We start from the raw sequence: 15,854 nt of genomic DNA, 5'->3' as shown, positions 1-15,854 counted from the left end.
GGGTATTTACTTGGGTGCGAGGCGCAGCAGCGTCAGCGCCAGCAAGCCATAAATCACATTCGGAATCCAAACTGCGATCATGGGCGGGATGCCCCCCTGGATGGCAAACGTAGTGAACACCTGCATGAATAAAATGTAGGTGAAGCCGATCAGCATACCCAATCCGATGTGAAGTCCGATCCCTCCCCTTACTTTTCTGCTTGCCAAAGCCACGGCAAGGGCGGTGAGAATGAAGGTAGCGAACGGGAACACCATGCGCTTGTATTTCTCCACCTCATAAATCTCCACCTTGGATGATCCGCGCATCTTCTCCTCATTGATGAAGCTGTTCAACGCCCCGTAGTCCATTGTTTCCACATTGTTATCGCGCATTTTGAAGTCGCCCGGGAAAAAATCGAATACCGTATCCAGCCGGGACCCCTCCCGCAACGTCTCATGTGTGCCATCGAAGATATGTTCACGGAAGTTCTCTACAGTCCACAGGTTTCGTGTGGTATCCCACCTGGCAAAATCGCCCGACAACTTGAATGTAAGTTGTTCATGCTCGATCTTCTCCAGGGTGAACCTGTGGCCGATGTCTACCTGGGCGTTGTAGCTCTCAAAGTAGATGAACGTGCCCGGAGATATCTGCCTGTGGATGTTTTTTCCGCTGAAATAAAACGGATCATGGATGTATATATCCTCGAATGCCAGTCGCTTCGCATTGGCGGGAGGAATCACCCAGTTGTTCAATACAAAGGAAGTGGAAGCCAGCACCAACGCAGACAACATATAGGGTCGCAACAACCTGGGAAAGCCCACGCCACTGCTCAGGATGGCCACGATCTCCGTATTGGACGCCATCCGGGATGTAAAGAAGATAACGGCGATAAAGATGAACAGGGGACTGAACAGGTTGGCGAAGTAAGGAATGAAATTCAGGTAATAGTCGAACATAATGGCCCGCAAGGGTGCTTGCTTTTCGATAAAGTCATCCACCTTTTCGGAAAAGTCGAACACCACCGACACCATGATAATGAGTGTGATCGTGAAAAAGAAAGTTCCGAGAAACTTCCGGATGATGTATAGATCGAGGATCTTCACGCGGTAAAGATAAGCGTTCCGGGGATGCAGGAACGCATCATTAAATATCGCCCCACCCTACGGATTCCTTGTTAATTCACTAATATTGTGCCAGGCATGCCTGTTTCAACCATTCACAGGGTGCAAGGAAATCGGAAATAAGCAAAAATGAAACAGTTCCTGAAATTCACGCTGGCCTCCGCCCTCGGGTTTATCATTGCCGGCATTGTCATGTTCTTCATCACCATCGGCTTTTTTGCCGGTGTCACCAAACTACTCAGCGGAAAACAGGAAGCTTCGGCTGTTGAGGATGGCAGCATCCTGCACCTGACCTTCAGTCAACCCATTTACGACCGCACCACATACGACCCCTTCCCCAACCTGAACTGGAAGGATGTGGACCAATGGGAATCACCCGGCATGGCCGAATCCCTGAGGCTGATCAATGATGCGGCCCAGGATGAACACATCAAAGGGATCTACCTGGATCTCTCCATGCTGCAGGCAGGCCTCGCCACCGTGGAAGAGCTCCGGGATGCGCTCATCAACTTCAAGTCCACCGGCAAGTTCATCATCAGCTATGCCGAGGTATATACACAGCTATCCTACTACCTCGCCTCGGTTTCGAACGAGATCTACCTGAACCCGGCAGGCATCATGGAATTCAAAGGCCTCAGCGCACAGGTCACGTTTTATCAGCATGCATTGGAAAAACTGGGCGTAAAAATGCAGGTGATGCGACATGGAAAATTCAAGAGCGCAGTGGAACCCTTTGAACTGGATAGCATGAGTCCGGCCAGCCGTGAGCAGAGCTACACCCTCATCCACACCATCTGGGACCATATTGTGAATGACATTTCACTCAGTCGCGACGTACCCACTGCAAAGCTGAACGACATCGCGGATTCACTCCTGATCCGAACACCGGATGACGCCATGAGACTGGAACTGGTAGATGATGTGCTTTATGAAGATGAAGTTCTTGACATCCTGCGGGAAAAATGCGGACTGGAAGCTGAAGCGAAACTGCCCCTGTTATCCCTGAAAAAATATGCCCATTCCAAACGGCCGGAGAAAAGTTATTCCAAAGATGCCATTGCCGTGATCTATGCTACCGGAACCATTGAGAGCGGCAACGATGCCGACGAAGAAACCATGGGTTCCGACAAGATCGCAAAGACCATTCGTGACGCACGCAACAACAAACTGATCAAAGCCATTGTGGTGCGTGTAAACTCACCCGGCGGAAGCGCCATGGCCTCAGATGTGATCTGGCGTGAAATGACCCTCGCCCGGATGCAGAAACCCGTGGTGATATCCATGGGCGATGTGGCCGCTTCCGGCGGATACTACATTTCATGTGCCGCCGATACCATTGTGGCCGGCCCCAGCACCATTACCGGTTCCATCGGTGTGTTCGGCATCCTGCCCAACTTTGAGACACTGCTGGAAGAAAAACTCGGAATCAATTTCGATACGGTTAAAACCAACCGCTACTCCGATTTTGGAAACCTGGCACGCCCACTGTATGCACAGGAGGAAAAAGCCATCATGGACATGATCGAATCCATTTATGACGACTTCATCACCAAGGTATCCGACGGACGTGGCATTCCGAAATCGCTGGTGGATTCCATCGGCCAGGGACGTGTATGGAGCGGAACGGATGCAAGGAAAATCGGATTGGTGGATGTTACGGGCGGATTGGAAACAGCCATTGAGATCGCAGCCGGCATGGCCAAGGTGGAGAACTACCGTTTGCTGGATCTGCCCCGTCAGAAAAACCTGTTGGAAACCATACTGGGTGACCTTCCGGATGATATGGTTGCCGAAAAAGTACAGGAAGAACTGGGACCGGTTGCACCTTATATGCACACCCTGAAATGGCTGCAGCAAGCCCGGGGACCGCAAGCGATGATGCCATACACCTTAAGAGTTCAATGAGTTTGTGGTTTGTAGTTTGTGGTTGATCCCGCCGAGCCGAACGATGAACCAACTACAAACCAGAAACCAGAAACGACAAACTTTTGACTATTTCAAATAAAGAAATCGCCCGACACTTCCATCTCCTGGGAAAGTTGTCGGACCTGCACGGAGAAAACCCGTTCAAGGGCAAATCCTATGCAAATGCCGCCTTCCGCATCGAACGACTGGAAAGGCCACTGGCATCCCTCCTACCCGACGATATCGCAAAGCTGGATGGCATCGGTCCCGCCATCCAGGAAAAGATCAGCCTGCTGCTGGACGGGAAACCGATTCCGGCCCTGATGAAACTTTTGGAAGCCACCCCTGCAGGCGTACTGGACATCATGGAAATCAAAGGGCTCGGGCCCAAGAAAGTACGCACGATATGGAAAGACATGGGCATCGAGTCGGTGGGCGAACTCTACTATGCCTGTCATGAAAACCGGCTGGCACATGCAAAAGGATTTGGTGAAAAAACGCAATCGGCCGTTCTGAACAGCATTGAGTTCATGCAGGCCAGTCAGGGCAAATTTCACTATGCATCGCTGGAAAGCATGGCCACACAATTGGTAGAACAGATGAGCGCTTTGTCTTCCGTCAAACGCGCATCCCTCACCGGTGCCATACGACGCTGTTGTGAGATACTGGAAGAAATCAGCCTGCTGGTGATTGCCCCGGATCCGCATCAGCTGATTGTGGAACTGGGATCCCTGATGATGGTGAACGCCACAGAAAACCCCATCCTCGCAGAAAAGAACGGCGTACCCATTCACATCTATGTTGCGTCAGAAGCGCACTGGTACCGCGACCTGTTCCTGACCACAGGCCCTGCCGCACACGCCGATCGGTTTCAACCTGCGGAAACCCTTGAATCGGAAAGGGTTGTTTATGAAGCCGCCGGGGCCCCCTATTTCATCCCGGAGATCCGCGACCTCAACCCGGAAGTTCCACCTGCAGAAACCGATGTCCTTTCCGAAAAAGACCTCAAAGGTATTCTCCACGTACACACCACCTACAGCGACGGTTTGCATACACTTACCGAAATGGCCACGCGGTGTAGGGACATGGGGTATGAATACATCGGAATCAGCGACCACTCGCAATCGGCTTTTTATGCGAACGGACTCAAACCGGATCGCATCCGGCAACAACATGAGGAGATCGACCGGCTGAACGAACAACTCGCGCCATTCAAAATATTCAAGGGAATCGAATCCGACATTCTCAACGACGGCAGCCTGGATTATGATGATCATGTGTTGTCGTCTTTCGACTTCATCGTAGCTTCTGTGCATTCGCAATTACAGATGGATAAGGAGAAGGCCACCCGGCGCCTGCTCACCGCCATTTGTAACCCGCATACCACCATTCTCGGACACATGACCGGACGCCTGCTGCTTTCCAGGGCAGGATATCCTGTGGATCATGAGACCATCATCCGTGCCTGCGCAGAACACAATGTGGTGATCGAACTGAACGCCCATCCGTACCGCCTCGACATCGACTGGCGATGGATCCCCGCGTGCATGGAAGCAGGCGTGATGATCTCTGTTAACCCGGATGCCCATGCCATGGACGGATTGAAGGACGTACACTTCGGCAGCCTGGCCGCCCGCAAGGGAGGTTTGCTCAGGGCCGCTACCTTCAACACCCTGGATGCGGAAACGGTGGCACGACATTTTGCGGGAAAAAATCAAACGGCCGGCAAAGCCTGACATCCGGTATACACCAAGTTCGCTATATTTACAAACACCCAACGCGAACACCCAATGGCGCTGATCAATTCCTTCATCTCCTGGCTCATGAAAAAGCGGATCCACCAGATCGAGCTGTTCATGAAATACCCGCACGAGGTGCAGGCCGAATGGTTCCGCAAACTGATCAGCGCCGTGGCACCAACCGAATGGGGAAAGGCTCATGGCTACGATTCAATCAAATCGGTGGAGGATTTCCGGGCCAACGTACCGGTGCAGGACTATGAGAGCCTGAAGCCTTATATCCAGCGGATCATGCGCGGACAGCAACAGGTGCTGTGGCCATCGGAGATCAAATGGTTCGCCAAGTCTTCGGGAACCACACAGGACAAAAGTAAGTTCATCCCCGTCAGCACCGAGTCTCTGGAAGAATGTCACTTCAAAGGAGGCAAAGACATGCTGTCACTCTACTTCCACCAAAACCCCGACCCAAGGTTGTTCACCGGCAAATCCCTTGCGCTGGGCGGCAGCCATACCATCAACCAGTTCAGCAACGAATCGTTTTACGGCGACCTGTCAGCCATCATCATCCAAAACCTGCCTTTCTGGGCCGAGTTCTCGCGGATCCCCGGCAAAGACATCGCCCTGATGGACAAATGGGAAACCAAGATCGAGAAGATGGCCCGGGCCGTGTTGCCTGAAAATGTAACCAGCATTTCGGGTGTTCCTTCATGGACACTGGTTTTGATCCGGCGCATCCTTGAGATTTCAGGGAAAAACGATTTGAAAGACGTGTGGCCCAACCTGGAGGTGTTCTTCCACGGCGGCGTTAACTTCGGTCCCTACCGGAAACAATTCGAAACGCTGATCAGCGGCCCCATGCAGTACATGGAAACCTACAACGCATCGGAAGGTTTCTTCGGCATCCAGGACCAGGCCAACAGTGATGAGTTGTTGCTGATGCTCGACTATGGTATCTACTACGAGTTCCTCCCGTTGGACCAGCTCGGGTCGGATTCCCCGAAAGCACTCAGCTTGCATGAGGTAACCACCGGTACCAACTATGCACCTCTGATCACCACCAACGGCGGACTCTGCCGATACCTGGTCGGCGACACCATTGCGTTCACATCCCTGTCGCCCTACCGCATCCGGATCACCGGCAGAACAAAGAACTTTATCAATGCTTTCGGCGAAGAGCTGATCATTGACAATGCGGAAAAGGCCCTGGCCATCGCCACTGAAAAAACAAAGTGCGAAATCTCAGAATATACCGCCGGGCCCGTTTATATGCTGGACGGCTCCAAAGGCCGGCATGAATGGCTCATCGAGTTTGTAACAGTCCCGGAAAGCCTTGACTATTTCATGGAAGTGTTCGACAACGCATTGAAAACACTGAACTCCGACTACGAAGCCAAACGCTATGCCGACATGGCACTCGGCAGGCCGATCATCCGTTCCCTGCCACAAGGCACCTTTTACGAGTGGTTGAAGATGAAAGGAAAGTTGGGTGGGCAACACAAGGTTCCCCGCCTGTCGAATGACCGCAAGATCATCGATGAGATCACCTCCATGCCGGGATACAAAGAACTGCGAAACACCGCATAGCCTATGCTGAATTTCATCCTTTTCGCATGGCTGCAACTGAACACGGTGCTCCCCGGCGATTCCATTTCCTATGTGGCAACACCCGACCGGCAATGGCCCCTGCAGGGGGAACAACTGTACGCCGATGAAACCTGCAACGTGTACCTGGTGAAGGGCGATCAGTTGCTGAGATGGCCGATGGACTATCCCCATCAGGTAGTGAACTACAGCCTGAAGAATGCCGGCCACCCCACGTTTGTGGATGTTTCTAACCCGCTGAAGCCGATGCTGTACTTCGGTAATTTTTCACAGATCCAATACCTCGACCGGCAACTGTCGGCACAAGGAACACCCATCTCGCTGGATGAGATCGGGTATCCGGCGGCCCAATGGGCATGCAGCTCCTTCAACAACGGCCTGTGGATCTACGACCGGAACAAACTTCAGTTGATCCGCTTGGATGCCGGCGGCAGGGAAACACACCGCAGTCCGAACTTATCTCAGATCCTGAACCACAACCCCGACATTTACCAGGTCAGCCAGGGCTCCCTGTATCTCTGCGCCGGCGAAAGAACTTCCGGCATTATGATCTTCGACAACCTGGGAACCTACGTGGAAACTCTGCCCACAGGACCGATCAGTCACTTCCAGGTGGTGGATGATAAGATCATGTACATGACAGGGAACATACTCCATATGTTCGACATCCGCCAACATCAGCATTTCACCCTGAAAATCCCTGTTGAGCACCCGCTCGGTTTTAGTGCGTGTGACCACTTTGTACTTGTGCGCACAGAAGCCCGTATCGAGGTATTCTCCATCCAAAAAAAGAACCCCTGAAATGCCTGTTTATTTGAGGAAAACAGGCGGACCGACTGGGAGATATTTCGTACCTTGGAACGCAAATTTTTAAGCTATGCATATTGCCGTTGCCGGAAATATCGGATCAGGAAAAACCACCCTCACATCATTGCTTGCCAAGCACTATAAATGGGAAGCACATTACGAGGATGCCGATGAGAATCCTTACCTGAACAATTTCTATGACGACATGCAGCGCTGGTCGTTCAACCTCCAGATCTACTTCCTCACCAACCGCTTCAGCAATGTGCTGGAAATTCGGAAAACCGGTAAGGATGTAATTCAGGATCGTACCATTTATGAAGATGCAAACATCTTTGCCCCCAACCTCCATTCCATGGGGCTGATGACCACACGCGATTACGAAACCTATGCACAGCTGTTCACCATGATCGACAGCCTGATCAGTCCGCCTGACCTGCTGATCTATCTCCGCGCTTCGGTACCCACGCTGGTGAGCCAGATTCAGAAACGAGGCCGCCCCTATGAAGAGACCATCCGCCTGGATTACCTGAAACGTTTGAATGAACGCTACGAGGCATGGATCTCAACCTACGACAGGGGTAACATGCTCATTGTGGATGTGGACGACAACAAGTTCTCCGAGGACAAGGAAGACCTGGGTAAGATCATTCAGGGCATTGAAAGCAAAACCAGCGGACTCTTTAATCAGAAGAAATAGTTTGTGGTTGGGAGTTTATCCTCAACAAATACATCATTCCTTTTCTTAAGCTGAACAATTGACTTGATGGAGTCTGGTAAAGAATCAATGCCACTAAGGCACTAAGGCGCAAAGATTCACCAAGAATAGTTATTGAATGCACGTAGTGCATCTTTGTGTCTTAGTGGCTTTGTGGCAAAAACATACCCAACCTCTTCCACCAGATTGTAAGCATATCACAAACTTTATTCGAGACTTCCGATCAGGCGCGCACGAATCTTGATGCCGTCGTAGATGAACTTATCACCGAGGTCGGAGAAAATGCTGGATGATTTGTACTTGATGTCGAACTTGGTTCGGTCGAACTGGAACTCGGCTTCACCCACCAGGTTCCCGTTTTTCAGATAAAGGTTGGCGTCAACCTCAAGGTTGTCCTGGGTAACTCCCTTGATGGTCATGCTGCCGGTCAGCACATAGCGCAGGTTATCTTCCGTGTGGCCGCCGGTGATATCAAGTACGGCGGTAGGAAATTGATTTACAAAAAAAAATCCTCGCCTTTCAGGTGATCCACCAGGTGCTTGTTGTCAACGGGATCTTCGATATCCATGCAGGAGATCTGGGTCATGTCCATCACGATGCGGCCCTGAACGGGTTGTCCGTTTTTCACTTGCAAGCTGCCTTCTGCAACAGGTACAAGTCCGTTGTGGCTACCGGTAGGTTTATTTCCTTCCCATTCAACATGTGATTGGCCGGTGGTGAAGTGGTATGTACCATCTGGGATAGCGCTCACGGCACCGGTGGCTTCAACAGCAGGTGTTTGTCCCACAGGTGTTGCTTCCGAGGTATCGGATGCAGTATTTGCAATACTCGGCGCGATTACGAGGGCCACCACCGACATCAGTTTCAGCAGGATGTTGAGGGATGGACCTGAGGTATCCTTGAAAGGATCTCCGACGGTATCACCTACAACCGCTGCTTTGTGCGGATCGGAACCTTTGTAGTGTTTCTCACCATTGATATCCACACCTTCTTCAAACATCTTCTTGGCATTATCCCATGCGCCTCCGGCATTGGACTGGAAGATGGCCATCAGTACACCTGAAACGGTCACACCGGCCAGCATACCTCCGAGCATTTCGGGGCCTCCGAGGAAACCTGTAACAACGGGAGCCAGGATGGCAAGAATGCCAGGCACCACCATTTCTTTGATGGACGCCTTGGTGGAAATGGCCACACACTTGTCGTATTCGGCCAGGCCATCGGCTGCATGGAATGTCTTCTGGTCAGCTTCGCTCCATTCCTTCATTTCCTTGTCTTTGTTCTCCGCCTTGTTCATGACGTTCAGGGCGGCTTTCAAGGCAGGGATGTCACGGAACTGGCGACGTACCTCCTCGATCATCGCCATGGCGGCGCGTCCTACGGCATTCATGGCCATTGCGGAGAACACGAATGGCAGCATGCCTCCGAGAAAGAGACCCGACATTACGAACGGTTGTGAAATATCGATGCTGGTGATGTTGGCCTGCTGCATGAATGCGGCGAACAGTGCCAGTGCAGTCAACGCAGCGGAACCGATGGCAAAACCTTTACCAATGGCGGCGGTGGTGTTACCCACGGCATCCAGCTTATCTGTGATTTTACGAACATCTTTGGGGAGCTCGCTCATTTCCGCGATACCACCGGCGTTGTCTGAGATAGGACCGTAAGCATCTACAGCCAGCTGAATACCGGTGTTGGCCAGCATACCAACGGCAGCGATGGCGATACCGTAAAGACCGGCAAACTTGAATGACACAAGGATGGCAGCGGCGATCAGGATCACCGGAATCGCAGTTGACATCATACCCACACCGAGGCCGGCGATGATGTTGGTAGCGGAACCAGTGAGCGACTGACGCACGATGGAGGTAACCGGTTTGGTACCGGTACCGGTGTAATATTCTGTGATCTTACCGATCCCGAGGCCGGCCACAAGTCCGGCGATGGTGCTCAGGAACACACCCATGGAGGTGTACACGGTTCCACCGGATGTCCATGTTTCAGGCAGCATCTTGTCGATGATGAAATAAGACACGATGATCATGGCAATCGCAGAACCGAACTCACCAATATTGAGTGCTCTGTGCGGACTTCCACCATCCTTCACCTTCACGAAGAAGGTACCGAGGATGGACATCAGGATTCCGACGGCGGCCAGGGCCATCGGCAGAACAACCGCACCAAGACCGTTAAAGTAGTTTGCAAACTCGGGCGCTGAAACGAATGCAGCTCCGAGTACCATGGTTCCTACGATGGAACCTACATATGATTCGAAAAGGTCAGCACCCATACCGGCCACGTCACCCACGTTATCGCCCACGTTGTCGGCGATGGTGGCGGGGTTCAGCGGGTGGTCTTCGGGGATACCGGCTTCCACTTTACCTACCAGGTCAGCACCCACGTCGGCCGCTTTGGTGTAGATACCGCCGCCCACGCGAGCGAACAATGCGATGGAAGAGGCTCCCAGGGAAAAGCCTGCCAGTACGTTCAGCACCTTGCCCATGGCGTCAAAGGTAACGCCCCACATCTCCGTGTAGAAAATGAAGAGGCTGCTCAATCCGAGTACGCCGAGTCCTACCACACCCATGCCCATCACCGAACCACCGGTGAAGGCCACTTCAAGGGCACGACCGAGGGATGTCTGCGCGGCGTTGGTGGTGCGTACGTTGGCTTTGGTTGCCACACGCATGCCCAAGTAACCGGCAAATGCAGAACAAAAAGCCCCAACGACAAACGAAAGGGCTACCAGCGGATGCGATGATTCACCTTCCTGACCTCCCTTGAACGCGAGCAGCGCTGCAACGGCAATCACGAAAACGATCAGAATTTTATACTCGGCTTTGAGAAAAGCCATGGCACCGGTCGAGATGTTCGACGCGATCTTGGCCATGCGGTCGCTTCCGACCTCCTGGCGTGACACCCACGCACTTTTCCATGCAACATATAACAGAGCCAGAACACCGAAAGCCGGCAGGAAGAAAATCAATTTATCCATTTTCTATATTATTAACTACAAGTTTATTGACACTACATCGTCCTGTTAGAGGCCGGCAAAGATATCACAATAATGGAATTTCCGCAACGCAAATGCATCCTGTTTAGGAGGTCTTGATATCCGGACATGTTCAGGCAACATACATCACCTGCTTCACCGCCTCGATCACACGCGCTGCGTTGGGAAGGTAGGCATCGATCAGGGTCGGGGCGTACGGCAGCGGAACATCCCTGCCGGTCACACGCAGCACGGGCGCATCCAGGTAATCGAATGCATCCTTTTGTACTTTGAATGCCACTTCCGTGGCAATGTTTCCAAGGGGCCATGACTCTTCCACCACCACCAGGCGGTTGGTTTTCTGCACAGATTGGATAATGGTCGGGTAATCTACCGGACGTACGGAACGCAGGTCAATCACTTCGGCACTGATGCCTTCCTTGGCCAGTTCATCGGCCGCCTTGTGCACTTCCTTCATGATTTTTCCGAAACCAACCAACGTGACGTCGGTACCCTGGCGCTTCACTTCAGCCACACCGATGGGGATCAGGTATTCACCTTCCGGCACTTCACCCTTGTCGCCATACATCTGCTCGGATTCCATGAAAATAACCGGATCGTTATCGCGGATAGATGATTTCAGCAATCCTTTCGCATCCGCAGGATTGGAAGGCACCACCACCTTCAGTCCGGGGCAGTTGGCATACCAGTTCTCGAATGCCTGTGAATGCTGGGAACTCAGCATACCGGCGGATGCGGTGGGGCCGCGGAATACAATAGGAACACTGTACTGACCGCCCGACATAGACATCATCTTGGCGGCCGAGTTGATCACCTGGTCAATCGCAACCAGAGAAAAGTTAAATGTCATGAACTCAATCACGGGACGCAGGCCGTTCATGGCCGCACCCACTCCGATACCAGCAAAACCGAGCTCGGAGATCGGTGTATCGATCACACGTTTGGGCCCGAACTCGTCCAGCATGCCCTGGCTTACCTTATATGCGCCGTTGTATTCGGCTACTTCTTCTCCCATCAGGAAGATGCTTTCGTCTCTTCTCATCTCTTCGTTCAAGGCTTCCCGAAGGGCTTCGCGGAATTGGATTTCCCTCATGTCGATTCGTCTTATTGGATTTTGGAACGACAAAATTAGAAATTCCCACCAATTAACCTACCCCATTGTTGCCGAATTATGCGCACCTCTCCGCAAGGGTTTCGCCATTTTTTTTTGAACCTAATTTCATTAAATTTGCCCACCTTCTTATTGTTAAATTAAGTTACCCCCGATGAACATACTTGTAAGTATCAGCAAAGCGCCTGACACCACAACAAAGATTCAGTTTGTGGATCAGAACACGCGCCTGGACGGAACCAATGTGCAGTATATCGTGAACCCCTATGATGAATGGTTTGCACTGGTGAGGGCGTTGGAATTAACTGAAGCGGCCGGTGGTCAGGTGACCCTGATCCATGTAGGAAAGGCCGAGAACGAACCAGTGATCCGCAAGGCACTCGCCATCGGTGCCCATGAAGCCGTGAGGATCGATGCCGACGACAGCGATGCCCTGTATGTGGCACAACAGATCGCCGCATATGCGAAAGACAAGTCGTTCGACCTGCTGATGTTCGGAAAAGAAACCATTGACTATAACGGTTCGATGGTGGGCGGCATGGTCGCTTCCCTGCTGGACCTGCCTTACGTGGCCCTTGCCTCCAAGCTGGATGTGAACGGCTCCACTGCCACACTGGAAAGAGACATCCAGGGAGGTGTTGAGGTGCTGGAAGCGCAAACACCGATGGTGGTCAGCTGCGCGAAAGGCATGGCGGAAGCCCGCATCCCTAATATGCGGGGCATCATGGCCGCACGTACCAAACCCCTGAATGTGGTTGCACCGGTGGATGCCACCCCGGCTACACGCGTGAAGTCATTCTCCATGCCGGGTGCCAAATCCGCTTGCAAAATGGTACCTGCCGACAATCCCGGCGAACTGATCAACCTGTTACACAACGAAGCAAAAGTTATCTGATATGTCCGTTCTGATTTTTTGTGACGCACACGATGGCAAGCCTGCCAAATCCGCATACGAAGCCGTAACCTACGGTGCCCAGCTTGCCGCACAAACCGGCGGTGAAGCCGTTGCCGTTACGTTCGGCAACCTGAACAACGAAGACCTTGCCGCGCTCGGTAAATTTGGTGCCTCCAAAGTACTGGTGGCCAAAAACGTGACCCACATGGAAGGCAGTGTACTGGCCAAACTGGTGGAAAACGCCGCCCAAAGCACCGGAGCAAAAATCATTGTTTTCTCACACGACAACACCGGTAAGTCGGTGGCACCGCTCGTATCCGCAAAGCTCAACGCGGGCATGGCACCCAGCGCACTGGAACTGCCGGAAACCGGCGACGGATTTGTGGTGAAGTGCAATGCCTTCTCCGGCAAAGCATACGCCCACTATGAGATCACCACGGATGTGAAGATCATCAGCCTCCTTCCCAATTCCTTCAAGAAAGTAGAGAAAGACGGACAGGCAGCCGTGGAAGAACTTGCCTTCGATCCGGGTGCTTCCCGCATCACCGTGAAAGAAGTGAAACGCACCGAAGGTACCATCAACCTGCCTGAAGCAGACCTGGTGGTTTCAGCAGGCCGCGGCATGAAAGGCCCCGAAAACTGGGGCATGGTGGAAGACCTGGCCAAAGCCCTCGGTGCCGCCACCGCATGCTCACGCCCGGTATCCGATATGGGATGGCGCCCTCACCACGAACACGTGGGACAAACAGGACTGGCCATCCGCCCCAACCTTTACATTGCCATAGGTATCTCAGGCGCCATCCAGCACCTGGCAGGGGTAAACGGAAGCAAGGTGATCGTGGTGATCAACAAAGACCCCGAAGCGCCTTTCTTCAAGGCCGCCGACTACGGAATCGTGGGAGATGCTTTCGAAGTATTACCGAAGCTGATTGAAGCCGCCAAACAATTCAGCGCAAACTAATCATGCATTTAACCGGACCTCCGGCGAACTGAATCGAATGAAAAAACTTGAGCTGAACATCATCGGACTTTCTTACAGCCAGACCCAGTCCGGTGCATACGCGCTGGTACTTGGTGAAAGCAAAGGCAAAAGAAGGTTACCCATCATCATCGGCGGATTCGAGGCGCAGGCCATTGCCATCGAGCTGGAGAAAATGACCCCCAGCAGGCCCCTCACACACGACCTGTTCAAAAGCTTCGCGGAAACGTTCAATGTGGACCTGAGCGAAGTCATCATCTACAACCTCGTGGAAGGGATCTTCTACTCCAAACTGGTTTGCACCCGTGGAAAAGAAGAGTTCGAGATTGATGCCCGCACTTCCGACGCAATCGCCCTGGCGGTTCGTTTCAGCTGCCCCATCTACACCTATGAATTCATCCTCTCCACCGCAGGCATTATCCTGGAAGAAGGGAGCGAAGGCAAAGGAGAAGAAGGCGGTGGTGCCGAAGCTGACGTGCTGGAAATGGACGAAGGAAATTACAACCGCTTCAACCTCGAAGAACTCAAACGCATGCTCGATGAAGCCATCGCGGATGAAGCCTACGAAAAAGCATCCCTGATCCGGGATGCCATCAAGGAAAGAAAGAAATCACAGGGTTGATGCCGCATTTCCGCTGCCAGCCCCCAGAAACCAAATACCCGGCTCAGTGAAACAGTACCTCAACCTGATGGAGACCGTGCTGCGGGAAGGCAACGACAAGAACGACCGCACCGGCACCGGCACCTACAGCATCTTCGGTTACCAGATGCGGTTCAATCTGCAGGAAGGTTTTCCCTTACTGACCACCAAGAAACTTCACCTCCGTTCCATCATCCACGAACTGATATGGTTCCTGAAAGGTGAAACCAACGTGCAATACCTGCGCGACAACGGTGTATCCATCTGGGATGAGTGGGCCGATGAGAACGGCAACCTGGGCCCTGTCTACGGAAAACAATGGCGGTCCTGGGAGGCTAACGGGCAGGTCATCGACCAGATCCAGGATGTGCTGAACCAACTCCGCAACAACCCCGATTCCCGCCGCATCATTGTAAGTGCATGGAACGTGGGAGAACTGAAACAAATGGCCCTGATGCCATGTCACGTACTCTTCCAGTTTTATGTGCACGACGGTAAACTCTCCTGCCAGCTGTACCAGCGCAGCGCCGATATTTTCCTGGGCGTTCCCTTCAACATCGCCTCCTATGCCCTGCTGACCATGATGATCGCCCAGGTATGCGGACTCCAGCCAGACACATTCGTACATACCTTCGGCGATGCACACCTCTACAAAAACCATGTGGAGCAAGCCAAACTCCAATTGAGCCGCACACCGAAACCACTGCCCCGCATGGTGCTGAACCCGGATGTGAAAGACCTGTGGGATTTCAGGTATGAGGATTTCAAGCTGGAGGACTATGATCCCCTCCCCCACATTAAGGCACCCGTTGCGGTGTAATGCTTTCCAGGGATGACGCTTTCCATTATCGTTGCCGTTTCCGAGAACCATGCCATTGGTGTACAGAACGACCTGCCCTGGCACCTGCCCGCTGACCTCGCCTATTTCAAGAAGCTAACATCCGGGCATACCATCCTGATGGGAAGGAAAACGTATGAGTCCATCGGACGGCCGCTGCCCAACCGCAAGAACATCGTGATCACACGCCAACCCGATTTGCAGATACCCGGTTGCACCGTGGTGGGCTCCCTGGAAGATGCACTACAGGCCTGCGAAAATGATGATGAAGTTTTTCTGATCGGAGGTGCAGAAATGTACGCCGCCGGATTTCCGAAAACCGATCGGCTGTATATCACCCACGTACATGTACACGTGAATGGCGACCGCTTCTTCCCTGTCCTGGATCCGAACGAATGGCAGCTGATGTCCAGCGAAGCCCACCCGCAGGACGAACGGCATGCGTATCCTTTTACTTTCTCGGTGTACGAGAGGGTGAGTCACAAGTCGTAAGTCGCGAGTTGCGAGTT

The 15,854-nt window shown here is 52.7% G+C and carries 14 protein-coding genes; 10 read left to right on the top strand and 4 right to left on the bottom strand.

Annotated elements, in window-relative coordinates:
• Positions 1 to 6: 6 nt before the first annotated feature.
• Positions 7 to 1,083 carry an LptF/LptG family permease gene (locus H6585_08910; protein ID MCB9448449.1) on the bottom strand — a complete coding sequence of 359 codons (1,077 nt, stop codon included), beginning with the start codon at positions 1,081 to 1,083 and terminating at the stop codon, positions 7 to 9.
• Between the two features lie 147 nt (positions 1,084 to 1,230).
• Between H6585_08910 and sppA the strand changes: the two genes are divergently transcribed.
• The 5 genes from sppA to H6585_08885 all read left to right on the top strand — a co-directional run bounded on the left by sppA (position 1,231) and on the right by H6585_08885 (position 7,851).
• The gene (gene sppA / locus H6585_08905; GenBank protein MCB9448448.1) at positions 1,231 to 3,006 is read left to right on the top strand and encodes a signal peptide peptidase SppA; all 1,776 of its coding nucleotides are present in this window, start codon (positions 1,231 to 1,233) and stop codon (positions 3,004 to 3,006) included.
• Between the two features lie 83 nt (positions 3,007 to 3,089).
• Positions 3,090 to 4,742, top strand: coding sequence for a PHP domain-containing protein (locus tag H6585_08900; protein MCB9448447.1), 1,653 nt, complete (start codon positions 3,090 to 3,092; stop codon positions 4,740 to 4,742).
• Between the two features lie 54 nt (positions 4,743 to 4,796).
• Positions 4,797 to 6,329 carry a GH3 auxin-responsive promoter family protein gene (locus H6585_08895; protein MCB9448446.1) on the top strand — a complete coding sequence of 511 codons (1,533 nt, stop codon included), beginning with the start codon at positions 4,797 to 4,799 and terminating at the stop codon, positions 6,327 to 6,329.
• A 3-nt stretch (positions 6,330 to 6,332) separates the two neighbouring features.
• On the top strand, positions 6,333 to 7,148 hold the full coding sequence (locus H6585_08890; GenBank protein ID MCB9448445.1) for a hypothetical protein: 816 nt from the start codon (positions 6,333 to 6,335) through the stop codon (positions 7,146 to 7,148).
• A 76-nt stretch (positions 7,149 to 7,224) separates the two neighbouring features.
• Positions 7,225 to 7,851 (top strand): deoxynucleoside kinase, encoded by a 627-nt coding sequence (locus tag H6585_08885; protein ID MCB9448444.1) that lies wholly within the window; start codon positions 7,225 to 7,227, stop codon positions 7,849 to 7,851.
• A gap of 224 nt (positions 7,852 to 8,075) precedes the next feature.
• Here H6585_08885 and H6585_08880 read toward each other — a convergent pair whose 3' ends face one another.
• From H6585_08880 to H6585_08870, 3 genes are all read right to left on the bottom strand, one after another.
• On the bottom strand, positions 8,076 to 8,339 hold the full coding sequence (locus H6585_08880; GenBank protein ID MCB9448443.1) for a YceI family protein: 264 nt from the start codon (positions 8,337 to 8,339) through the stop codon (positions 8,076 to 8,078).
• A gap of 26 nt (positions 8,340 to 8,365) precedes the next feature.
• Complete coding sequence (locus tag H6585_08875) at positions 8,366 to 10,864, bottom strand: sodium-translocating pyrophosphatase (GenBank protein ID MCB9448442.1); 2,499 nt, start codon at positions 10,862 to 10,864, stop codon at positions 8,366 to 8,368.
• A gap of 130 nt (positions 10,865 to 10,994) precedes the next feature.
• On the bottom strand, positions 10,995 to 11,975 hold the full coding sequence (locus H6585_08870; GenBank protein ID MCB9448441.1) for a pyruvate dehydrogenase complex E1 component subunit beta: 981 nt from the start codon (positions 11,973 to 11,975) through the stop codon (positions 10,995 to 10,997).
• Between the two features lie 172 nt (positions 11,976 to 12,147).
• Between H6585_08870 and H6585_08865 the strand changes: the two genes are divergently transcribed.
• From H6585_08865 to H6585_08845, 5 genes are read left to right on the top strand one after another with little or no spacing between them, the layout of a single operon-like run.
• Entirely contained in the window at positions 12,148 to 12,888 is a 741-nt protein-coding gene (locus H6585_08865; GenBank protein ID MCB9448440.1) for an electron transfer flavoprotein subunit beta/FixA family protein, read from the top strand.
• 1 nt (position 12,889) lies between these two features.
• Entirely contained in the window at positions 12,890 to 13,849 is a 960-nt protein-coding gene (locus H6585_08860) for an electron transfer flavoprotein subunit alpha/FixB family protein (GenBank protein ID MCB9448439.1), read from the top strand.
• Between the two features lie 37 nt (positions 13,850 to 13,886).
• Positions 13,887 to 14,489: a bifunctional nuclease family protein gene (locus H6585_08855; GenBank protein ID MCB9448438.1), complete on the top strand. Its 603-nt coding sequence runs from the start codon at positions 13,887 to 13,889 to the stop codon at positions 14,487 to 14,489.
• 46 nt (positions 14,490 to 14,535) lie between these two features.
• Positions 14,536 to 15,327 (top strand): thymidylate synthase, encoded by a 792-nt coding sequence (locus tag H6585_08850; GenBank protein MCB9448437.1) that lies wholly within the window; start codon positions 14,536 to 14,538, stop codon positions 15,325 to 15,327.
• A gap of 12 nt (positions 15,328 to 15,339) precedes the next feature.
• Complete coding sequence (locus H6585_08845; protein MCB9448436.1) at positions 15,340 to 15,837, top strand: dihydrofolate reductase; 498 nt, start codon at positions 15,340 to 15,342, stop codon at positions 15,835 to 15,837.
• Positions 15,838 to 15,854 lie beyond the last annotated feature (17 nt).

It is taken from the genome of Flavobacteriales bacterium, assembly GCA_020635855.1.
Lineage (GTDB): Bacteria > Bacteroidota > Bacteroidia > JACJYZ01 > JACJYZ01 > JACJYZ01.
Note: the sequence above shows the minus strand (reverse complement) of the source record. Positions and strands in the feature narration are given on the sequence as shown.